Raw genomic sequence first — 21,422 nt, forward strand, 5'->3', positions numbered from 1 at the left:
GAGCCGGGGTCGGCTCGGGTCACGTCGGGTCGGCGAGGTCGAGCCCGCGCTCCATCGCGAACCGCACGAGCTCGACGCGGTTGTGCATCTGGAGCTTGCCGAAGATGTTCTGCACGTGGTTCTGCACGGTGCGGTGCGAGAGGAACAGCGTCGCCGCGATCTCCTTGTAGCCCATGCCGGTCGCGACGTACTTGAGGATCTCGGTCTCGCGGTCGGTCAGCTCGGGGATGGGCCGCTCCGGGCTGCCGCCGCCCGCCGCCTTGACCCGCCGGAACTCACCGAGCACGAGACCGGCGAGGCCCGCGGTGAAGACCGGTTCGCCCGCGGCCGTCGCGCGCACCGCAGCGAGGAACTCCTCGCGCCCCGCCGACTTCACGAGGTAGCCGAGCGCCCCGGCCTTGACCGCGTCGAGGACGTCCTGGTGGTCGCCGCTGGCCGAGAGGATGAGGATGCGGGTCGGCACCTGCGCGGCGGCGAGGGCGGCGCAGACCTCGGCGCCGGACAGTCCCGGGAGGTTGAGGTCGAGGACGAGGACGTCGGGCACCGTGGCTCGGGTCCGCGCCACGGCGGACCGGCCGTCGTCGGCGGTCGCCAGGACCTCGAAGCCGGCGTCGGCGAGGTCACGGGCGACGGCGTCGCGCCACATCGGGTGGTCGTCGGCGACGACGACCCGGATGTGGTCGGGCGGCGTGCTGCTCCCCTGCTGCGGCATGGCGTCCTCCTGCTCCGTCACGATGCTCCTCGTCCCTCGGTGCGGGCCTGCGTCACCGGTTCGGTCGTCGCGGGCGTCCGGCGACCATGGTGCCGGTTGGTCAGACGTGCCGTCCGGCGATTGGGGATCCGCAGCTCGACGGTCGTCCCACCGGATGGTCCGGACGTGATGGTCGCGGTGCCGCCCAGGTCGGCCAGCCGGCCGAGGATGCTCGACGAGACGCCGAGACGGCCCTGGCCGACGGCTTCCTCGAGCCGGCCTGCCGGCACGCCCCGACCGGAGTCGCGGATCGTCACGGCGATCTCGTCGCCGTCGTCGTCGAGCAGCACCCACGCCCGCGCGTCGTCGCCGGCGTGCTGCCGGACGTTGTCGAGGGCGGCCTCGACGGCCGCGACGACCTCGTCGGCGACCCGTCTCGGCAGCAGCACGGCGTCGGCGGGCGAGACGAGCTGGACGCCCTCGCCCTCGACGTGGCGCAGCAGGCCGCGCAGGTCGGCGTCGCCGCTCACGGCCCGACCCACCTCGGCCAGGTCGGTCTGGCTCACGAGCGTGCGCAGGATCCGCTCCTGCTCACCGGCCATCGCACCGAGCCGCGCCGTCTCGCCACCGATGTCGCTCGCGCGGCGGTTGATGAAGGCCAGCGTCTGGAGCACCCCGTCGTGCACGGTCCGGGCGAGCCGGTCGCGCTCGGCACGGGCCGCGTCGAGCCGCATGGCCTCGGCGAGGGCCGCGTGGCTCGAGCGGGCGAGGTCGACGCAGTAGCCGATGCAGCCACCGAGCAGGAGCCCGAAGATCGAGTTGGTGATGGTGTTGGGGGTCGGCTGGACCACCTCGACGAAGGAGCACGCCGCGACGAGCGAGGCGGCGGCGAGCCCGCCGCGCCACCCGCGCAGCACGGCGAACCCGACGACGGCCGCGGTCGGCCAGATCGAGGGGATGGTCTTGGCGCCGGCGGTGATGACGTCGGGGTCGTCGACGAGCCGGGTCGCGAGGATCGCGGAGCAGCCGATGGCCAGCTCGACCGTGTAGGCGCGGACCGTCCGCATCGGCCGCAGCGTGACGGCCAGCGTCCAGCCGGCGAGGACCCCGAGGATGGCGACCGCCCCGACGAGGTGGGCGATCTGCTCGTGACGCTCCCAGACCGACCACGCGGCATACACGAGGGCGAGCCAGCGGAAGACGTCGACGCCCCGCCAGAGCCCTCGCACGATGGCGTGCTCGTCGTCGAGCACCGCCACCGTCGGTCCCGAGACGACGGCGGGCAGGTCGTCGTCGGACAGCGGCGCCGGGGCGGGGATCAGGTCGGTGTCCGGACCGCCCGGCTCACCGCCGGGATCACGGTCGCGCTCCGGGCCGGCGCCGTGGCGCGTGCGAGCCATGACGTCAGGACGCCGCCACGACGGGAGCGTCGCCGTCGTCGTCGGAGGCCGAGGACGCCCCGGGTTCGACCGACTCGCTCGGCCCGGTCGACGACGTGGCCTCGGTGGACTGGGTGGAGTCCGGGGCCTCGGTGGACTCGGTGGATTCGGTGGACTCAGGGGTCTTCGCGGGACGGGCCTTGCCCTCGGCGGCGTCGAGCGCCTCCTCGAGCTCCGGGGCGGCACTGCCGGGCTTGGCGGCCTCCTGCAGCTCACGGGCCTTGGCCCGGGCCGCGGAGACGAGCCGGTCCTTCATCGACGTGGCGTACATGTCGACGTACTCCTGGCCCGAGAGGAGCATCAGCTCGTACATGATCTCGTCGGTGATCGAGCGGAGGACGAAGCGGTCGTCCTCCATGCCCTCGTAGCGCGAGAAGTCGAGCGGCTTGCCGACCCGCACCCCGACCCGCATGATCCGCGGGATGACCTTGCCGGTCGGCTGCGCCTTGTCGGTGCCGATCATGGCGACGGGGATGACGGTGACCTTGCCCTCGAGCGCCATCCGGGCGACGCCGGTGCGGCCGCGGTAGAGGCGTCCGTCGGGTGAGCGAGTGCCCTCCGGGTAGATCCCGAGCAGGTCACCGCGACGCAGCACCTTCAGGCCCGACGTCAGCGCAGCGTTGCTCGCCTTGCCGCCCGACCGGTCGACGGGCAGCTGCCCGACACCCTTGAAGAAGGCGGCGGTGAGCCGGCCCTTGATGCCTCGGCCGGTGAAGTAGTCGCTCTTCGCAAGGAACGTGACGCGGCGGGACACCACGAGCGGCAGGAAGATCGAGTCGGAGAAGGACAGGTGGTTGCTCGCGAAGATCGCGGCACCCTCCTCGGGGATGTTCTCCTCCCCCTCGACCCACGGACGGAAGAGGAGCTTGATGATCGGCCCGATGACGATCGTCTTGAGGAACCAGTAGAACAACCGTGTCCGCCTTCCGTCTGTGACGGCTCGAACTCTACGACACTCGCGCACTGACAGCGGCGCATGCGAGGATCAGCAGGTCCAGCCGCTTCGCCCGAGGAGCCCCACCGTGACGGTCCGTCCCGACGCCGCAGTGGGCCTCGGCATGTCTGCCGAGCACCTCCGCACGACCGTCCCCGGGACCGTCGATGAGTGACCGGGACCTCGACGCCGAGTTCGCGCGGATCATCGCAGGCTGGGACGCCGAGGCACCCGAGCCGCAGCGCCGTGACCCCGCCGCGCCCGATGCTGCGGCCGATGCCGCACCCTCGCCCGAGCCGGCGCCCGATCCTGCGTCACCGCCGGCACCGCCCGTCGGTGGCGACCCGACCGCCGCGGCCGACGAGCCTCGTCCTCCGTCGACGCCCGGCGCCGCGCCCTCGGCGCCGGAGCGCCCCGAGGGCGGCCTGGGCAGCGATCCCGCCGCGCCGCCCCAGCAGCCCGGAGCGGGCGCGTCGAGCCCGTCCGGGTCGTCCGGCCTGCTCGAGCTGCCGATCGCCCCGACGACGTCCCACGCGTGGCGCGGCCCCACTTCCCGTCGCGACGACGTCGACGACCTCTCGGACGGCGACGACCACTTCGTCCCGCCGTCCGAGATCGACCTTCCGTCCGCCGAGACCGACCCGATGTTCTGGGCGATCGTGGGCGGGCTCGGCGGTGGCCCGCTCCTGCTGCTCTACGTCCTCTTCTTCGACCGGGACGGCAGCGGCTGGTGGGTCGTGACGGCCCTGACCATGGTCGTCGTCGGCTTCGTGCTGCTCGTCCTGCGCGGCGGCACCGAGCGCGACCCCTTCGACGACGGCACCCGCGTCTAGGCCATCCCTGCGGTCCGACGCATCAGTCGGACCCGACGTCGAGGTCGACCCACACCGGACGGTGGTCCGAGCCCGCCGCGAGGTCACGCTCGTCCACGGGCGTCTGGGCGGTCTCGACGAACCGCAGTCCCGGGCCGGCGAAGACCACGTCGAGGGCGAGGCTCGGGCGCCGTGCCGGGAACGTCGGCACGTCGCCGCACACCGGCGGGTGGTGCGCCGCGAACATCGCGTATGCCGGCCCGCCGGGTCCCTCGTTGAGGTCCCCGGCGATGACGGCGCGGTCGCCCGCGCCGCCCACTCCGTCACGTCCGCCGAGTCGCGCGAGGACGGTTGCCGCGTGGCGCTCACGCTCGGACGCCCGCAGCCCGAGGTGAACGCTGACGACGGTGACAGGACGACACGACGGACCGCCTGACGGGAGCGACACGGTCGCGGCGGCATACCCCCGCATGCGGTCGGGGAAGCGGACCGGCAGGCGGGCGCGCGAGACGCCGTGGACGACCACGTCCTCGGCCGTGAGGACGGCGGTCCCGCCCGTGCCGAGGCGGCCTCCGTGCCAGTGCAGACCGCAGTCGCGCGCGGTGGGAGGCGCAGCTCGGTCGTGAGCCGGCGCGGGACCTCCTGGAGGCAGAGCACGTCGGGAGCGACGGCGCGCACGACCCGGGCGGCCGCGGCCCGGTCGTCGAGCAGGTCGTGGACGTTGTAGCTCATGACCCGGAGCACGTGCTCCGGTCGGCCACGGGGCCGCGGGACCACGGAGTCAGCGGCCGGCGCGCGCGAGCTCGGCAGCCCCGATGAGGCCCGCGTCACTGCCGAGCACGGCGCGCACGATCCGCGCCTCCGGACGGTAGCCGCGGCCCGGGAGCTGACGGCGGAAGGCCTCGCGGGCCGGCCCGATGAGCATCTCGTCGGCCGCGCTGACGCCGCCACCGATGACGAAGAGGCCCGGGTCGAAGGCCGAGGCGAGGTTGGCCAGCCCGATCCCGAGCCACTCGCCGATGTCGGCGAGCAGCTCGCGGGCGGTCGGGTCGCCCTCCCGGGCGGCCTCGGTGATGAAGGGTCCGGTCAGCGCGTTGGCGTCGCCGCCGAGGCGGGCCAGCAGGTCGGCCACGACGGGCGACCCGGCCTCGATCATGGCGCGGGCCTCGCGCACGAGGGCGTTGCCGCTGGCGTACTGCTCCCAACAGCCACGGTTGCCGCACTCGCAGCGGGCGCCGCCCGGCATGATCTGCATGTGGCCGAACTCGCCGGCGATGCCGTGCCGTCCGCGCTGGACGTTGCCGTCGACGATGAGGGCGCCACCGATGCCCGTGCCGAGGGTGATGACGACGACGTGCGACTCACCCCGGGCGGCACCGAAGGTCGCCTCGGCCCACGCGGCGGCGTTGGCGTCGTTGTCGACGGTGATCGGCAGGGCGATGCGCTGGGACAGCGCGTCGCGCAGCGGCTCGTTGCGCCACGACAGGTGCGGCGCGAAGACGACGGTCGCGCGGTCCTCGGCGACGAAGCCCGCCGCACCGATGCCGACGGCGACGACGTCGTCCGGGTCGACCCGGCCGAGCAGCTCCTCGACCGACTCGACGATGGTGTTCTCGACGACCGCCGGAGAGGTCGAGCGGTGCGGGGTGTCACGACGCGTGCGGTGGGTGATGACACCGGACTCGTCGACGACACCGCCCGCGACCTTGGTGCCGCCGATGTCGATGCCGATCGCGAGACGCCTGCTCATGCGCTGCCTCCGGGCCCCTTCTCGTCGGTGACGTCGTCGTCGGTGTCGGGGGTGTCGGCCTCGTCGGTGTCGGGTGCCGGCTCGGACCGTCGCTCCCGCTGCGCCGTCGCGAGGTCGCGCAGGGCCGTGGCCGCGAAGCCGACGAAGTCGGCGACCTTCTCGATGGTGTCGGGGTTGACCTGCTGGACGAAGGCGATGAGCTGGCAGACGGGGCAGACGCGGCAGGCGGCGGGCGTCGCCCCTCCGCACGTGCACTCCCCTGCAGGTCCGTCCTGAGTGGTCGTCGGCTCCGGTCCCGACCGGTCACCCGTGGCCGACGTGGGGCCCGCGGAGTGGTCGTGAGGGGTTGCGCCGGGGCGCTCACCTCGGACGCCGCTCGACGGCATACGCGAGCGGTTCGACCAGCTGCGGCCGGAGAGCAGGTCGACGAGCAGCGCGGCCTCCGCGGCGACGCTGCCGGGAGGCGCGTCCGCAGGGCGTGCCGACGCGTCGACGTCAGGTCGGTGGGGCTGGTCGGGAGCGGCAGGTGCTGCGTCCGGACCGTCGTTCGGGGTCACGGTCGGTCAGGCCTCGACGCGCTTCTTCAGCTCCTTGAGCGCGGTGTCGACGATGACCTTCTCCGCCTTGCGCTTGAGCAGCCCGATCATGGGGATCTTGACGTCGACCGACAGCCGGTAGGTGACCTTCGTGCCGTCACCGTCGCCCGCGAGGGTGTAGGAGCCGTTCATGGCCTTGAGGACGTGGGCGGAGACGAGCGACCAGGAGACGACCCCGGTGCCGTCCTCGACGACGTCCCACTCGTAGTCCAGGACGTAGGTGTCCTTGATGGCACCGGCATCGAGGGTGAACTGGACCTGGTCGGCCCAGCCGTCGCCCTCCTCGGCGAGCACGCTGACGTCCTTCACCTCGCCCGCCCACTCCGGGTAGGCCTCGAAGTCCGCGATGACGTCGAGCACCTCGCCGGGCGGGGCGTCGATGACGATGGAGGACTCGGTGCGATCGGCCATGCGCCGAAGGCTATCGCGTCACCAGCGAGCCCACGGTGGATGTCCCTGCCGCTGTCATCGCGCGTCGGCCGCGTGCCAAGATGGGGACGACGGCAGCCCTGCGCCGAGGGGCGGCGCGCCCGACCGCGGAGCCCGCCCTGTGATCATGCTGACGTGGTCTGCGCGGTTACCGATCGGTAAGGTGCAGCACAGTTCCCCGGCCCCGCCATCAGGAGTGACAGTGAAGGACAACGTCGTCGCACCACTTGCCCCCGTCACGACGGAGGGAAGCCTCGCCGACCTCCCCGTGCGCAACGCCGCGGAGAACGCGAGCGACACCGCGTTCTCCCGCAAGACGCCCTCCGGTGGCTGGACCCACGTGACGTGGTCCCAGTTCGCCGACGACGTGGCGGCCGTGGCCAAGGGCCTCATCGCCGACGGTCTCCTGCCCGGCGACCGCGTGGCCCTCATGTCGCGCACGCGCTACGAGTGGACCCTCGTCGACTTCGCGGCCTGGAGCGCCGGCGCCGTGGTCGTGCCGATCTACGAGACCTCCTCGGCCGAGCAGGTCCAGTGGATCCTCTCGGACTCCGACACCCACGTCGTCGTCGTCGAGACCGACGCCCACCGCTCCACCGTCGACCAGGTCCGCGGCGAGCTGCCGTCGCTCCGTGACGTCGTCACCATCGACGCCGGAGGTCTCGACGCCCTGCGCGAGAAGGGCCGCGAGGTCACCGACGCCGACCTCGCTGCGCGCCGGGCCGGGCTCGACCGACGGTCGGTCGCGACGATCATCTACACCTCGGGTACGACGGGGCGGCCCAAGGGCTGCGAGCTGACCCACGGGAACTTCCTCGACCTCGCCGAGAACGCCATCGAGAAGCTCGGCCAGGTCGTCCTCACCGAGAACGCCTCGACCCTGCTCTTCCTGCCCCTCGCGCACGTCTTCGCCCGCTTCATCGAGGTGCTCTGCGTCGAGGGCCGCGCACGCATGGGCCACTCGGCCGACATCAAGACCCTGCTCGACGACTTCGCCGGCTTCCAGCCGACCTTCGTCCTCGCCGTCCCTCGGGTCTTCGAGAAGATCTTCAACTCCGCCGAGGCGAAGGCCGCCTCCGAGGGCAAGGGCAAGATCTTCCTGCGCGCAGCCACCGTCGCCATCGCCTACAGCGAGGCGCTCGACGCCGGCGGGCCCGGCCTGGCGCTGCGCATCCAGCACGCCGTCTTCGACCGTCTCGTCTACAGCAAGCTGCGGGCGGCCATGGGCGGGCACGTGCGCTACGCCGTGTCCGGCGGGGCACCCCTCGGCACGCGCCTCGGCCACTTCTACCGGGGCATCGGGGTCGTCATCCTCGAGGGCTACGGCCTCACCGAGACGACGGCGCCCGTTGCGGTCAACACGCCCGACAAGATCAAGATCGGCACCGTCGGACCGCCACTGCCCGGCACGGGCATCCGGATCGCCGACGACGGCGAGATCCTGCTCAAGGGTGTCGGCGTCTTCAGCGCCTACCACGACAACCCGACCGCGACCGCCGACGCCATCGTCGACGGCTGGTTCCGCACCGGTGACATCGGCGAGATGGACGACGACGGCTACCTCCGGATCACCGGCCGCAAGAAGGAGATCCTCGTGACGGCGGGCGGCAAGAACGTCGCCCCGGCCGTGCTGGAGGACCGGCTGCGCGCGCACCCCCTCGTCTCCCAGTGCATCGTCGTCGGCGACCAGAAGCCGTTCGTCGCCGTCCTCCTGACGCTCGACGAGGAGATGTGGCCCCTCTGGGCCAAGACGCACGGCGTCGAGGGCGTGTCGCTCGACCAGGCCCGCACCGACCCGAAGGTGCTCGAGGCGCTGCAGGAGGCCGTCGACCGGGCCAACGAGGCCGTCTCCAAGGCCGAGTCGATCCGCAAGTTCGCCGTGCTGCCCGGCGACTTCACCGAGGCCAACGGCTACCTGACGCCGTCGCTCAAGCTCAAGCGCAACGTCGTCATGAAGGACTACGCCGACGAGGTCGAGAAGCTCTACGCCTGAGGGCTCACCGCAGCAGGTCGCGGATGCGCGCCTGCCAGTCCCCCACGAGGGCTGACCGGGTGGTCCCGGTCGCGCTCCGCAGGGCCGCGTCGACAGCCGCCTCCTGGTCGTCGAGCCGGGAGGTCGGGACGTCGAGCCCGCCGGCGGCGGCCCGGTAGAGACGCACGACGGCCTGGGTGCCGTGCGCGTCGGCCAGCGTACGCAGCGCCAGCAGCGAGAGGCCGTATGCCGCCGCGAGCGCGTGGGTGCCCGGGTCGAAGTCGGCGTCGGCGGGTAGGGCCCGAGGCACACCTGCGGCCCGGGCCCGGTCGAGCGCCGGAGCGACGACGGTTGCCTCAGGCAGGTCGATCGGCTCGTACGCGACGAGCTCGGCGAAGCCCTCGGACAGCCAGACGGGCACGGCCCGTGTCGTCGAGGCCCGCACCGTGACGTGGGTCAGCTCGTGCGTCATGACGACGTCGCGTCCGTCGGGACGCAGCGAGACCCATGCCCCGGGGACGAGCACGATGCGGTCCGCCCCGGCCCGCTCTCCCGGCGTCAGCGGACCGTCCGTGGCCGCTGCGACGCCGTCGAGCTCGCCGGCCGTGCGGTCGAGCAGCCTGGCCGCGTCGGCATCGGTGGCCGGGGAGATCCAGACGGCGGGCTGCACGCTTGCCCACACGGTCGCGACACGCGAGGCCGCCGTGCGCGCCCGGCGGACCACCTCCTCGACCCGTTCGTCGTCGCCCACGGCCAGCACCAGAGCGGTGTCCGACCTCCTGACGACGAGGCCGGCGAGGTCCCACGGCTGCGGTCGCCCCGAGGGAGCCGAGGCCGTGATGGCGAGACCGGCCGGACGGGCCGGGTCGGCCTTGAAGGTGAGGTCGAGGTCGAAGGATCGCGGCGCGGAGTCGAAGCCGCGAAGCCGGTAGGTCAGGCTCGCCCTGACGTCCCACTCCACCGCGGTCCCCCGCGCGGCCGGCACCGGGGCGGTCGTCTCCCGGACGCCGACGAGCCGGACACTCCCCACCCGCATGCGCGTCATGCGGTCGAGCACCGCGGCCTGGTTCGTGCGCAGGGACGCGGAGGACGCGCCCTGCAGCGGCGCGAGCCAGCCGGCCTCGTCCGCCCGGTCGGCGGCAGCGAAGCGCCTGCGCAGCAGGTCCGTGACCGCGCGCTGACGGGCGGCCGCCCACGCCTCCGGGGTGAAGTCGGAGGTGGTGGCGACGGCGTCGCCGGGAGACGTCGCGCCAGCGGCCGCGGTGGACGACGTGGCCGGTCCCGAGCCGACCGCCGTGCACGCCGCGAGGGCCAGGGCCGTGAGGGCTGCCAGCGCCGCCGAGGCCGCAGACCTCGCCTGTCCACGACGACGGGTGCTCGACACCGCGACATCGTGTCACGCGGACCTGTCGCCAGGGTCCTGTCGCCGGAACGGTGCGCCTCAGACGGCGCGTCGGGCTCGGTGGTGCGTCACGACCTCGGCCGGCTCGAGCTCCGCCCGGGCGGCGTTGGCGGTGGACGCGGACACCAGTCCGGCCGCGACGAAGGCCGACACGGCCCGTCGTTCGGCGCGGTCGAGCGGTGCGGTCATGACCCCGTCGACGTCGCGGCGGTCGTCGACCGCGCGCGGACGGCCGGGACGCGTCCCCGCGCGGCCCCGGCCTTCGGTGTCGGCGCCGGGTGCGGTCGCTCCCGGACGCAGCGGGATCGCCGTCAGCGCGGTCACCATGCAGTCTGCGCAGTGGACGTCCCGCACCGGGCAGGTCTGGCAGTCGACGAGCATCATCGTGGTCCAACCCTTCGTCTCTCGTTGCGATCTGTCGTGAAAGACGCTAGGCGGGCCCACTGACACTGCCCCGACGCGACCGGCCGTCGAGTCGCCTCCCGGCGCCCACCTGCTGCGTCGGAACCGGTTGTCGAGTCGCGCCCGCGGAGTCCCGGGGCACGACACCGTGACGAGGGGACGGGCCCGGCCCCCTTGTGCCAGAAGGGCTTGCGACCGACGCGCCTCCGAGGCATTGTCGGCACCCCGGCATACCGTCGAGGTCATGCAGGCAATCCAGGCGACGTTCGACGACCTCGGCACACCCCTCGCCGGCGTCACGTTCGTCGTCGTGGACCTCGAGACCACCGGCGGCTCGCCCGCTCAGTGCGGCATCACCGAGATCGGCGCCGTGAAGGTGCGCGGCGGCGAGGTGCTCGGCGAGTTCCAGACCCTCGTCAACCCGGCCGAGCCCATCCCGGCGTTCATCTCCGTCCTCACGGGCATCACCGACACGATGGTCCGCGACGCGCCGCGCATCGACAGCGCCCTGCCCGCCTTCCTCGAGTTCGCGGCCGGCAGCGTCCTCGTCGCCCACAACGCCGGATTCGACATCGGCTTCCTCAAGGCGGCAGCCGCGCGCGTCGGCGCTCCGTGGCCCGGCTTCCCCGTCCTCGACACGCTCCAGCTGGCACGCCAGCTCGTCGTGCGTGACGAGTCGCCCAACCACCGGCTCTCCTCGCTCGCCCAGGTCTTCGGCTCCACCACCGCCCCCGACCACCGTGCCCTGCACGACGCGCGCGCGACGGTCGACGTGCTCCACGGACTCATCGAGCGCGTCGGCAACCTCGGCGTGCACACGCTCGAGGAGCTCTCGAGCTACAGCTCGCGGGTCACTCCGTCACAGCGACGCAAGCGCTTCCTCGCCGACCCGCTGCCGAGCGCCCCCGGCGTCTACCTCTTCAAGGACGGCAGCGACCGCGTCCTCTACGTCGGCACGAGCCGCGACATCCGCACCCGGGTGCGCACCTACTTCACGGCCTCCGAGCAACGCAGCCGGATGGCTGAGATGGTGCGCCTCGCCCACGTCGTCCACCCGGTCGTGTGCCAGACCTCCCTCGAGGCGCAGGTGCGCGAGCTGCGGCTCATCGACGAGCACAAGCCACGCTTCAACCGCCGGTCCAAGGACGGCCGCAAGGTCATGTGGGTCAAGCTCACGCAGGAGCGCTTCCCCCGCCTGTCGATCGTCCGGCAGGTCCGCGACGACGGCGCCCACTACATCGGGCCGTTCCGCTCCAGGGCCACGGCCCAGGCGGCCATCGACGCCGTCCACGAGGTCGTGCCGCTGCGCCAGTGCACCGGTCGGCTCACCGGCCGCGGCACCGCCTGCGCCCTCGCCGACATGGGCCGCTGCGGCGCACCGTGCACCGGGGCGCAGTCCGAGGGCGACTACGCCGTCGTCGTCGCCGAGTGCCGCGCCATCTTCACCGGCAACGCCCGACCGAGCGCCGAGCTGCTCCGGGTCCGCCTCGAGGAGCTGGCCTCCCAGGAGCGGTTCGAGGACGCGGCCCGGGTGCGCGACCGCTTCCTCCAGCTCGTCCGCGGGGCGGCCCGCGCACAACGGCTCGCCCCGCTCGTCCGCTCCCCCGAGATCATCGCCGCGCGCCGCAGCGACCTCGGCGGGTGGGAGCTCGTCTCCATCCGCCACGGCCGCATGGCCGGCGTTGCCGTGAGCCCGCGAGGCGCCGATCCGATGCCCTACGTCCACTCGATGCAGGCGACCGCCGAGGTCGTGCCGGCACCGACGCCCGACCGCCCGTCCGCCCTCACCGAGGAGACCGAGATCCTGCTCCGGTGGCTCGAGGCGCCGGGCGTGCGCATCGTCGAGCTCGAGGGGTCCTGGACGTGCCCCGTCGGCGGCGCCGGCTCGGTGCGCAGCGAGCTCGAGCCCGCGGTCGCGTCGGCGCACGACGTCGTCGGCTTCGATCACGACGTCCCGGGACTCCGCGGTGGCGCGGCCCACGGAGGCCGGCCCGGTCGCGCCGCCCGTCCGGGCAGGGGCGGCGGCCTGCGTCGGGCCGGGTAGGCCCGGCTAGGGTGTTGTCGTGATCACCGCCATCGTCATGATCAGCTGCGAGGTCGACCGCATCCCGGAGGTGGCCGAGGCCATCGCGGACATCCCGGCCGTGTCCGAGGTCTACTCGGTGACGGGCGACGCCGACCTCATCGCCATGGTGCGGGTCAAGGCGCACGAGGAGTTCGCCGACGTCATCGCCGACCGGCTCAACAAGGTGCAGGGCATCGTCGGCACGTCGACGCACATCGCCTTCCGCACCTACTCCTCGCACGACCTCGAGGCAGCCTTCAGCCTCGGCCTCGAGGGCGACTAGCCCGACCCGACGTCGGCCGGCTCGCGGAGGGACCACCGCCGCACTGCACGGACCGCCACGGACCGCTGAGCCGAAGGGGTCAGCGTCGGGTGGCTGCGACCCAGCGATCGACGAGGCTCGTCGCGGCGCCGCTGTCGATGGCCTCCGCCGCGAGGTCCATCCCGGCACGCACGTCGCCGTCGAAGTCGCTCTCCGACGCCCCGGAGTCCGGGCGCGTCAGCGCGAGGGCGATGCCGGCATTCAGCAGCACCGCGTCCCGGACGGCTCCGGGGGCACCGGCGAAGACGTCGCGGACCACGCCGGCGTTGTGCGCGGCGTCGCCGCCGCGCAGCTCCTCGATGGGGTGCAGCTCGAGCCCGAGGCGCGTGGGGTCGAGCGAACGCTCGGTGACGGCGCCACCACGGACCCACCAGACGTGCGTCGTCGTCGAGACGGTGACCTCGTCGAGGCCGTCGTCGCCGCGGAACACCGCGGCGTCCTTGCCGCGGTGGGCGAAGACTCCGGCCAGCAGCGGGGCCATGCGGGCGTCCGCGCAGCCCACGGCGGCATACGTGGGCTGGGCCGGGTTGGTCAGGGGGCCCAGGAAGTTGAACGCCGTCCCGATCCCGAGGTCGCGGCGCGGCACCGCGGTGTGACGGAACGAGGGGTGGAAGGTCTGGGCGAAGCAGAAGGTGATGCCGGCCTCCGACGCCACCTCGACGACGCGCTCCGGAGGCAGGGACAGGTCGATGCCGAGCGCCTCGAGCACGTCGGCCGAGCCGGACGAGGACGACGCAGCCCGGTTGCCGTGCTTGACGAGGCGAACGCCGGCGGCGGCCGCCACCATCGAGGACATCGTCGAGATGTTGACCGTGTGGGCCCGGTCGCCGCCGGTGCCCACGATGTCGAGGCTCGGGCCCGGCACCTCGATACGACGCGCGTGGGCGAGCATCTGCTCGGCCAGGCCCCGCATCTCCTCGATGCTCTCGCCCTTGGCCCGGAGGCCGATGAGGAAGCCCGCGACCTGTGACGGCGTGGCCTCACCGGTCATGATCTGCGCCATGGCCCACTCGGCCGTCGTCCGGTCGAGGTCACGACCGGCGATCAGGTCGGTCAGCAGTGCGGGCCAGGTCGTCGCGTCGGGCGCCATGCGTCAGGCCGTGGGCACGCCCGAACGCGCGAGCGTGGCGATGGCCGACGTCAGCGCGATCGGGTCGAGCGGGTGCGGGACGGCCAGGTCGGCCTGGGACCAGGCGGCGAGCCAGCTGTCCTGCGGACGGCCCGTGAGCACGATGATCGGCGGGCACTCGAAGATCTCGTTCTTCAGCTGACGGGCCAGGCCCAGTCCGCCGACCTTCGCGGCCTCGCCGTCGAGGACCAGGATGTCGAACCGCTCGGACTCGACGGAGCTGATCACGGCGTCGGCCGTCGCGCACTCGTGCCAGCGGACCACCTCGACGTCCTTGGCGGGGCGACGACCGACCGCCGCGCGCACCGCGTCGCGGGTCGTGACGTCGTCGCTGTAGAGCAGCACGCTGACCCGCGCCACCGGCCGCTGCGCGCCGGTCGTCGTCGCGATGTCGGTGGACGTGCCCTGTGCTGCGCTGTCGTTCGAGGCGGTCATGCGACCGATGCTACCGGGCGGGTCGCGGGCGCCCGCACGGACCTCCCACCCGCGAGACGCCCCGGGACGGCGACGTGGGAGGGTGGTCCCGGACGGCCCACGACACGGCTGTTCAGGGTTCGTGTCGGAATGGTCACGAATCCTCTACACCCGCGCGAGAAAGGGCCCCGAAGCGGGGGGTCCCTCGCACAGCCGGACAGGAATGTGGGAATAATGTCCAACGTGGCGACAGCATCGGCAGTTCCTTCAAGCGCAGTAGCGAATCCGGCCCATCACGGGCCGGCGACCCGCCCCAACATGGTTGCCGTCGGCACCATCGTGTGGCTCTCCAGCGAGCTCATGTTCTTCGCGGGTCTCTTCGCCGTCTACTTCCAGCTCAGGTCGGTCCGCGGTGACCTCTGGGCGCTGCAGACCGAGAAGCTCAACCTGCCCTTCGCGAGCGTCAACTGCCTCGTGCTCGTCATCTCCTCCGTGTGGTGCCAGCTCGGCGTCTGGAAGGCCGAGCGCGGCCAGAAGGCACGCACCGGCAAGCTGCTCGACATCAAGGGCTGGGGCATGCGCGAGTGGTACGTCCTGACGTACCTCTTCGGCGCCTTCTTCATCGCCGGCCAGGTCATGGAGTACTCCGAGCTCGTCCACGAGAACGTCACGCTGAGCTCCGACGCCTACGGCTCGGTCTTCTACATGGCGACCGGCTTCCACGGTCTGCACGTGACCGGTGGCCTCATCGCCTTCCTGCTCATCATCGCCCGCACGTTCACGACGCGTCGCTACACGCACGCCAACGCCACGGGCGCCGTCGTCACGTCGTACTACTGGCACTTCGTCGACGTCGTGTGGATCGCGCTCTTCGCGACCATCTACATCCTGCGCTGACCTCCGGCATGAGCGCACAGCCGAACCCGAACCCCACCTCCATGGACGACAGGAACCCACAGTGAACGCCTTGGCCGCCCGACGCCGACACCCCGCCGCGATCGCGGTGCTGCTGCTGCTCGGCCTCCTCGTGACCGGTGGCGCCTACTCCTTCCTCGCCCCCAAGGACGCCAACGCGTCCGCCCCGACGGCTGCGGCCGACGACGTCGCCAAGGGCAAGGACCTCTTCATCGCCAACTGCGCGAGCTGCCACGGCGTCGGCGCCCAGGGCACGAAGTCCGGCCCGTCGCTCGTCGGCGTGGGTGCCGCGTCGGTCGACTTCCAGGTCGGTACCGGCCGTATGCCGCTCGCCGGCCCGAACGTCCAGGCTCCCCAGAACAAGGTGAAGTTCGACGACGCCCAGATCTCCGCCCTCGCGGCCTACGTCGCGTCGCTCGGCCCCGGCCCGGCGATCCCGGAGGAGAAGTACACGACGGTCATCGAGCCCGGCACGCCCGAGAACAACAAGGCGATCGCCGAGGGCGGCGCGATCTTCCGCGTCAACTGCGCCATGTGCCACAACTTCGCCGGCGCGGGCGGCGCGCTGACCCGGGGCAAGTACGCCCCGGCGCTCGACGGCGTGACGCCGAAGCACATCTACGAGGCCATGGTGTCCGGCCCGCAGTCGATGCCGGTCTTCAACGACATGAACATCACGCCCGAGTCCAAGCAGAAGGTCATCTCCTACCTCAAGGCCCAGGAGAACGCGACCAACGTCGGTGGACTGACGCTGGGCAACCTCGGCCCGGTGTCCGAGGGCCTCTTCGCCTGGGTGTTCGCGCTCGGCATCCTCATCGGCTGTGCCGTCTGGCTCGGCAAGAAGGCCGCATGACCCCGCGCTGCATCGTCCCGATCACGAACGACGACAGGACCACGACCCGATGAACGACCACGAGACCACGGACCACGGGAAGAGCACGTCTCTCGTCCCGGCGTCCAGTGACGGACACGACCTGCTGCCGGCGTCGCTGATCACCGACGTCGACCAGTTCGAGAACCCCGGTCTTCCCCCGCACGTCCACCGGGCCGCCGACGACGACCCCGCCGCCGCGAAGCGCGCCGAGCGCCAGGTCGCGACGCTCTTCGGGCTGTCGATGCTCGCGACGCTCGTGTTCGTCGTCAGCTACTTCGCCGTGCCCGACGAGGCGACCTTCTTCTTCCCCGGCGTCGGCCTGGCCAAGACGCAGAACGTCGTACTCGGCCTCTCGCTCGGCTTCTCGATCTTCCTCATTGGCATCGGCGCCGTGCACTGGGCCAAGACGCTGATGTCCGACGAGGAGGTCGTCGAGGAACGCCACGAGCAGGCCTCGACCCCCGAGCAGCGCGCCAAGGCCGTTGCCGTCGTCGCCGAAGGTGTCGAGTCCACCCAACTCAACCGTCGCCCGCTGCTCAAGTACTCCCTCGGCGGCGCGCTCGGCCTCTTCATCCTCCCCCTCGGCCTGCAGGTCGCCGGCTCGCTCGGACCGGTCACCATCGAGGAGCTCAAGCACACGATCTGGGACCCGGAGGACAACGACGGCAAGCCGATCCGGCTCATGCGTGACCCGGAGATGACGCCCATCCGTCTGGACGAGGTCACGTCCGGCTCGGTCTTCCACGTGATGCCCGAGACCCTCCAGAAGTACATCGACGAGGGCAAGCACGTCCTCGAGGCCAAGGCCAAGGCGGCGGTCATCCTCATCCGCCTCGACCCCGACCTGATCAAGGTGCAGAAGGCCAAGGACTGGGGCGTCGACGGCGTCGTCGCCTACTCCAAGATCTGCACCCACGTGGGCTGCGCGGTCGGCCTGTACGAGCAGCAGACGCACCACCTGCTCTGCCCGTGCCACCAGTCGACCTTCGACCTCACCGAGGACTGCGCCGTCATCTTCGGCCCGGCCAAGCGGCCGCTGCCGCAACTCAAGATCACCGTCGACGACGCGGGATACCTCGTCGCCCCCGCAGGCTTCGCAGAGCCCGTGGGACCGAGCTTCTGGGAGCGTGCGCGATGAGCACCATCAACGAGACTCGTCCCGCCGACGCACTCCGCGCCGGCGACCGCCAGGCCGACGAGCGCGCCTCCTCCACCAAGCCGCTCGGCGGCATCGCGGGGTGGATGGACGACCGCCTCGGTGGCGCGAAGGGTGTCTCCTTCCTGGCCAAGAAGGTCTTCCCCGACCACTGGTCGTTCATGCTCGGCGAGATCGCGATGTACTCGATGATCGTCTGCCTGCTGACCGGCGCGTTCCTGACGTTCTGGTTCGTGCCCAGCGCCAGCCAGGTCGTCTACGACGGCTCGTACGTCCCGCTCCAGGGCGTGACGATGTCGGACGCCTACCGCTCGACGCTCGCGATCTCCTTCGACATCCGCGGCGGTCTGCTCATCCGGCAGATCCACCACTGGGCCGCCCTGATCTTCGTCGTGTCGGTCTTCGTCCACATGGCCCGCGTCTTCTTCACCGGTGCCTTCCGCAAGCCGCGTGAGATCAACTGGGTCTTCGGCACCATCCTGTCGCTGCTGGCCTGCATCGAGGGCTTCGCCGGCTACTCGCTCCCCGACGACCTGCTCTCGGGCACGGGCATCCGCGCCATGAACGGCTTCATCCAGTCGGCGCCGGTCATCGGCTCCTACATGTCGTACTTCATCTTCGGTGGGGCGTTCCCGGGCGAGGCGATCATCCCGCGTCTGTACTCGGCACACGTGCTGCTCATCCCGGCGATCCTCGTCGGCCTGTTCACGGCGCACATCCTGCTCGTGTTCCTGCACAAGCACACGCAGTTCCCCGGACCGGGTCGCACGAACAAGAACGTCGTCGGCTACCCGCTCCTGCCGGTGTACGTCGCCAAGGCCGGCGGCTTCTTCTTCATCGTCTTCGGCGTCATCGCCCTCATCTCGGCCGTCGTGACCATCAACCCGATCTGGGCCTACGGTCCGTACGACCCCTCCCCCATCACCGCGGGCTCCCAGCCCGACTGGTACATGGGCTTCGCCGACGGCGCGCTGCGACTGCTGCCCGGCTTCCTCGAGTTCGAGACGTTCGGCTTCACGTGGAGCATGAACATCTTCCCGGGCTCGCTCGTCCTGCTGCCCCTGATGTGGACCATCATCGGCGTCTACCCGTTCGTCGAGTCCTGGGTGACCGGTGACAAGCGCGAGCACCACCTGCTCGACCGACCGCGCAACGCCCCGACCCGCACCGCCATCGGCATCGCCGGCATCTCGATGTACGTCGTGCTCTTCCTCGCCGCCGGCAACGACCTCATGGCGATCAAGCTGCACCTGTCGATCAACGACATCACGCAGACGCTGCGCGTGCTCTTCTTCGTGGCGCCGCCGGTCGCCTTCTGGATCACCAAGCGGATCTGCCTCAGCCTGCAGCGTGCCGACCGCCAGAAGGTGCTGCACGGTCGCGAGACCGGCACGATCTGGCGCCACGCCGACGGCCGGTTCGAGGAGATCCACGCCCCGCTCACGCCCGAGGAGCGCTGGGTCCTGGTCCAGCACGAGTCCCTCGAGCCGCTCCAGCTCACCGCGGGCAAGGACGCCAACGGCGTCGACAGCCCGATCGCCCGCAAGGAGCGCCTCCGCGCGAAGTTCTCGAACTTCTACTTCCGCGACCGCGTCGCCCCGGCCACCCCGTCGGAGCTCGAGGCGGCCCACCACGAGCACGACGACCACGCGGCGGCACCCGACGGTGCGCACGAGGCCATCGAGTCCGCAGGGGCCGGCCAGGAGCGGGAGACGATCAAGGCGGACAAGCAGCACGGCTGACGCCGGATCGCCGTCCGGCGAGAACGACACGAGAGGGACCTCCCACCGCGGGAGGTCCCTCTCGGCGTCTCGGGCCGGGTTCTGGGGCCGGCCTGCCCGTTATGAGAACTTTCTGAGATGTCGTCGAGAGCATCTGGGCGCACGGCTGCACCCCGTCCCCGAACGACAGGCAGGTCCATGCTCGACACGATCTTCGGTCTCCCCGTCCACCCGCTCGTCGTCCACGCGACGACCGTCGTCGTCCCGGCCGCTGCCCTCGCGGTGCTGCTGGCGGCCGTGTGGCCCCGCTTCCGCCGCTGGGCCGGATGGATGCCCCTGGCGCTGTCCGTCCTCGCCGTGGTCCTCACTCCCCTGTCGACCGAGTCGGGCGAGTCGCTCGAGCGCCGGGTCGGGCGCAGTGACCTCATCGAGACGCACTCGGAACTTGCAGAGGGCCTGCTGCCCTGGGTCGTCGGCCTCGCGGTCGTGGCGGTCCTGCTCCTCGTCGTGGCGCGGCGCGAGCGGCGCGCTCTCCGCACCGCCGCTGCTGAGACACCATCCGGCCGGACCGGCCGGACCCCCGACGCCACCGATGCCACCGATGCCACCGAGGGCTCGGCTCGCTCCTCGCTCGTGCCCCGCCGGCTCCTCGTCGGCGGCGCCGTCGTGGGCCTCGTCGCAGCGCTCGGCACGACCGTCCAGGTGGTGCGCATCGGCCACAGCGGCGCGCAGGCGGCGTGGTCCGACCCCGTGTCGCAGACCCCCGCGCCCGCCGGGGGCGGCGACGACGACTGAGCCGCTGAGCGTGGCGCTGCGCGCCGTGAGCCACGGCAGTGGTGGCCGGAACGCTTCCGCGGCGTCGTGACAGACTCGGCCCATGCACCTGTCCGAGGCGGAGTTCGAGGAGGCCGTGGGCGATGCCCTCGACTCGATCCCCGAAGAGCTCGCGCGGGCGATGGACAACGTCGTCGTGCTCGTCGAGCAGGAGCCCCCGCCCGACGACCCCGACCTGCTCGGCGTCTACGACGGGACGCCGCTGACCGAGCGCGACGGCTGGTGGGATGCCGGCTCGCTCCCCGACCGCATCACCATCTTCCAGGGCCCGTTGGAGCGCATGTGCGACACGGCCGCCCAGCTGCGCGAGGAGATCGCCATCACCGTGGTCCACGAGGTCGCCCACCACTTCGGCATCGACGACGAGCACCTCCACGAGCTGGGCTGGGGCTGAGGTCCGCCACATCCCCACCGTCCCCGGCCACGCCCGCAGCGTGCCGTCTCGCACCCGGGACAGTTTGTCGGACCCGCACGGAGCGCCCCTTTACGTCGCAGCCGGCCGGAGATACCGTCGAGGAACCGTTCAACCGATCGGATGGAGGTGCGTCAGATGTTCTCTCCCACACGATCGCACTGCGAGCCGCTCGGACCGTGAAGGTCAGGGTCGGATCGAAGGGGAAGGCCCACGGCCTTCCCCTTCGCGCTGTCCGGCTCCAGAGGTCACGTCGTTAGGGTTGGGCGATGACGTCATCACCGCAGCACATCGTCGTGACCGGGGCCGCCGGCAAGGCCGGGCGAGCCGCCGTCGCCGACCTGCTCGAGCACGGCTACCGGGTCACCGCCACGGACCGGACGCCGCCACCGGACGGCCTCGACACGGCATACCTCCGGGCAGACCTCACCGACCACGGGCAGGTCGTCGACGTCCTCGACGGGGCGGACGCGGTCGTGCACCTGGCCAACATCCCGGCTCCCGGTCTGCGGCCTGCCGCACGGACCCTGACCGAGAACACGACGATGAACGCGCACGTCTTCCTCGCCGCGCAGACCCTCGGACTGCGCAGGGTCGTGTGGGCCTCGAGCGAGACGACCCTGGGCCTGGCCTTCGGTCCCGACACTCCCCCGCGCTACGCGCCGGTCGACGAGGCGCACTACCCGCACCCGGAGTCGACCTACGCCCTGTCCAAGGTGCTCTCCGAGACGATGGCCGAGCACATCAGCACGTGGAGCGGCATCCCCTTCGTCGGGCTCCGCTTCTCCAACATCTTCACCGACGAGGACTACCGACGCGTCCCGTCCTTCCAGGGAGACGCGAGGGGCCGGATGTGGAACCTCTGGGGCTACATCGACGTGCGCGACGCCGCCGCCTCGTGCCGCGACGCGCTGGAGGCCGACACGACGGGCTCGGTCAACGTCATCATCGCCGCCGACGACACGATCATGGAGACGCCGAGTGCCGCCCTCATGCACGAGGTCTTCCCGGACGTCGAGATCCGGGGCGAGCTCGCGGGGCACGAGACCCTGCTGTCCAACGCCCTGGCCCGACGCCTCATCGGCTTCGAGCCGCGCCACGGCTGGCGCCAAGGGCTCCCGGCCTGACGAGCTGCCGCAGGACAACGACGAAG

General features: G+C 71.8%; 22 protein-coding genes. 11 read left to right on the top strand and 11 right to left on the bottom strand.

From position 1 onward, the window contains the following. Positions 1 to 19: 19 nt before the first annotated feature. The 3 genes from ACSSS0_RS01110 to ACSSS0_RS01120 are packed head-to-tail and all read right to left on the bottom strand — an operon-like array spanning position 20 to position 3,043. Complete coding sequence (locus ACSSS0_RS01110; protein ID WP_487229731.1) at positions 20 to 733, bottom strand: response regulator; 714 nt, start codon at positions 731 to 733, stop codon at positions 20 to 22. Then, complete coding sequence (macS, locus tag ACSSS0_RS01115; protein WP_487229732.1) at positions 730 to 2,091, bottom strand: MacS family sensor histidine kinase; 1,362 nt, start codon at positions 2,089 to 2,091, stop codon at positions 730 to 732. The genes ACSSS0_RS01110 and macS overlap by 4 nt, the downstream gene beginning before the upstream one ends. A gap of 4 nt (positions 2,092 to 2,095) precedes the next feature. After that, positions 2,096 to 3,043 (bottom strand): lysophospholipid acyltransferase family protein, encoded by a 948-nt coding sequence (locus ACSSS0_RS01120; RefSeq protein ID WP_487229733.1) that lies wholly within the window; start codon positions 3,041 to 3,043, stop codon positions 2,096 to 2,098. Between the two features lie 188 nt (positions 3,044 to 3,231). Between ACSSS0_RS01120 and ACSSS0_RS01125 the strand changes: the two genes are divergently transcribed. Next, positions 3,232 to 3,897: a hypothetical protein gene (locus ACSSS0_RS01125; RefSeq protein WP_487229734.1), complete on the top strand. Its 666-nt coding sequence runs from the start codon at positions 3,232 to 3,234 to the stop codon at positions 3,895 to 3,897. Between the two features lie 22 nt (positions 3,898 to 3,919). Here ACSSS0_RS01125 and ACSSS0_RS01130 read toward each other — a convergent pair whose 3' ends face one another. The 4 genes from ACSSS0_RS01130 to ACSSS0_RS01145 form a co-directional block, all read right to left on the bottom strand. After that, positions 3,920 to 4,528 (bottom strand): endonuclease/exonuclease/phosphatase family protein, encoded by a 609-nt coding sequence (locus ACSSS0_RS01130; RefSeq protein WP_487231172.1) that lies wholly within the window; start codon positions 4,526 to 4,528, stop codon positions 3,920 to 3,922. 129 nt (positions 4,529 to 4,657) lie between these two features. Next, on the bottom strand, positions 4,658 to 5,626 hold the full coding sequence (locus tag ACSSS0_RS01135; RefSeq protein ID WP_487229735.1) for an ROK family glucokinase: 969 nt from the start codon (positions 5,624 to 5,626) through the stop codon (positions 4,658 to 4,660). Further along, on the bottom strand, positions 5,623 to 6,183 hold the full coding sequence (locus ACSSS0_RS01140) for a hypothetical protein (protein ID WP_487229736.1): 561 nt from the start codon (positions 6,181 to 6,183) through the stop codon (positions 5,623 to 5,625). The genes ACSSS0_RS01135 and ACSSS0_RS01140 overlap by 4 nt, the downstream gene beginning before the upstream one ends. A gap of 6 nt (positions 6,184 to 6,189) precedes the next feature. Further along, positions 6,190 to 6,633, bottom strand: a complete 444-nt coding sequence (locus ACSSS0_RS01145) for an SRPBCC family protein (protein WP_435985766.1) — start codon at positions 6,631 to 6,633, stop codon at positions 6,190 to 6,192. 220 nt (positions 6,634 to 6,853) lie between these two features. On the opposite strand from ACSSS0_RS01145, the gene ACSSS0_RS01150 reads away from it, so the two are divergent. Next, entirely contained in the window at positions 6,854 to 8,644 is a 1,791-nt protein-coding gene (locus tag ACSSS0_RS01150) for an AMP-dependent synthetase/ligase (RefSeq protein WP_487229737.1), read from the top strand. 4 nt (positions 8,645 to 8,648) lie between these two features. Here the strand turns inward: ACSSS0_RS01150 and ACSSS0_RS01155 are convergent, their stop codons facing one another. Beyond that, entirely contained in the window at positions 8,649 to 10,007 is a 1,359-nt protein-coding gene (locus ACSSS0_RS01155; RefSeq protein WP_487229738.1) for a hypothetical protein, read from the bottom strand. A 57-nt stretch (positions 10,008 to 10,064) separates the two neighbouring features. Continuing rightward, on the bottom strand, positions 10,065 to 10,409 hold the full coding sequence (locus ACSSS0_RS01160) for a hypothetical protein (RefSeq protein WP_487229739.1): 345 nt from the start codon (positions 10,407 to 10,409) through the stop codon (positions 10,065 to 10,067). A 262-nt stretch (positions 10,410 to 10,671) separates the two neighbouring features. Here ACSSS0_RS01160 and ACSSS0_RS01165 point away from each other — a divergent pair, with 262 nt between their 5' ends. Together ACSSS0_RS01165 and ACSSS0_RS01170 are read left to right on the top strand one after the other, a co-directional pair. Beyond that, positions 10,672 to 12,471, top strand: coding sequence for a DEDD exonuclease domain-containing protein (locus ACSSS0_RS01165; protein ID WP_487229740.1), 1,800 nt, complete (start codon positions 10,672 to 10,674; stop codon positions 12,469 to 12,471). Between the two features lie 19 nt (positions 12,472 to 12,490). Further along, complete coding sequence (locus ACSSS0_RS01170; protein ID WP_435985761.1) at positions 12,491 to 12,775, top strand: Lrp/AsnC family transcriptional regulator; 285 nt, start codon at positions 12,491 to 12,493, stop codon at positions 12,773 to 12,775. A 79-nt stretch (positions 12,776 to 12,854) separates the two neighbouring features. Here the strand turns inward: ACSSS0_RS01170 and trpD are convergent, their stop codons facing one another. Both trpD and ACSSS0_RS01180 read right to left on the bottom strand, forming a co-directional pair. After that, positions 12,855 to 13,904 carry an anthranilate phosphoribosyltransferase gene (gene trpD, locus ACSSS0_RS01175; protein ID WP_435985760.1) on the bottom strand — a complete coding sequence of 350 codons (1,050 nt, stop codon included), beginning with the start codon at positions 13,902 to 13,904 and terminating at the stop codon, positions 12,855 to 12,857. Positions 13,905 to 13,907: 3 nt separating this feature from the next. Continuing rightward, positions 13,908 to 14,378, bottom strand: coding sequence for a response regulator (locus tag ACSSS0_RS01180; RefSeq protein ID WP_435985759.1), 471 nt, complete (start codon positions 14,376 to 14,378; stop codon positions 13,908 to 13,910). Between the two features lie 213 nt (positions 14,379 to 14,591). Here ACSSS0_RS01180 and ctaE point away from each other — a divergent pair, with 213 nt between their 5' ends. From ctaE to ACSSS0_RS01215, 7 genes are all read left to right on the top strand, one after another. Continuing rightward, positions 14,592 to 15,254: an aa3-type cytochrome oxidase subunit III gene (gene ctaE, locus ACSSS0_RS01185; protein ID WP_487229741.1), complete on the top strand. Its 663-nt coding sequence runs from the start codon at positions 14,592 to 14,594 to the stop codon at positions 15,252 to 15,254. A 61-nt stretch (positions 15,255 to 15,315) separates the two neighbouring features. Then, entirely contained in the window at positions 15,316 to 16,125 is an 810-nt protein-coding gene (qcrC, locus tag ACSSS0_RS01190; protein ID WP_487229742.1) for a cytochrome bc1 complex diheme cytochrome c subunit, read from the top strand. A gap of 49 nt (positions 16,126 to 16,174) precedes the next feature. Further along, on the top strand, positions 16,175 to 17,284 hold the full coding sequence (gene qcrA / locus ACSSS0_RS01195; RefSeq protein WP_435985757.1) for a cytochrome bc1 complex Rieske iron-sulfur subunit: 1,110 nt from the start codon (positions 16,175 to 16,177) through the stop codon (positions 17,282 to 17,284). Then, entirely contained in the window at positions 17,281 to 19,044 is a 1,764-nt protein-coding gene (qcrB, locus tag ACSSS0_RS01200) for a cytochrome bc1 complex cytochrome b subunit (RefSeq protein ID WP_435985756.1), read from the top strand. Before qcrA ends, qcrB begins: the two co-directional genes overlap by 4 nt. Before the next feature lie 177 nt (positions 19,045 to 19,221). After that, positions 19,222 to 19,818: a DUF2231 domain-containing protein gene (locus ACSSS0_RS01205; protein WP_487229743.1), complete on the top strand. Its 597-nt coding sequence runs from the start codon at positions 19,222 to 19,224 to the stop codon at positions 19,816 to 19,818. Positions 19,819 to 19,900: 82 nt separating this feature from the next. Beyond that, positions 19,901 to 20,251, top strand: coding sequence for a metallopeptidase family protein (locus ACSSS0_RS01210; protein ID WP_435985754.1), 351 nt, complete (start codon positions 19,901 to 19,903; stop codon positions 20,249 to 20,251). A gap of 287 nt (positions 20,252 to 20,538) precedes the next feature. Further along, the gene (locus ACSSS0_RS01215) at positions 20,539 to 21,396 is read left to right on the top strand and encodes an NAD-dependent epimerase/dehydratase family protein (protein WP_487229744.1); all 858 of its coding nucleotides are present in this window, start codon (positions 20,539 to 20,541) and stop codon (positions 21,394 to 21,396) included. The last annotated feature ends 26 nt before the right edge of the window (positions 21,397 to 21,422 follow it).

It is taken from the genome of Terrabacter sp. R4-6, assembly GCF_057529065.1.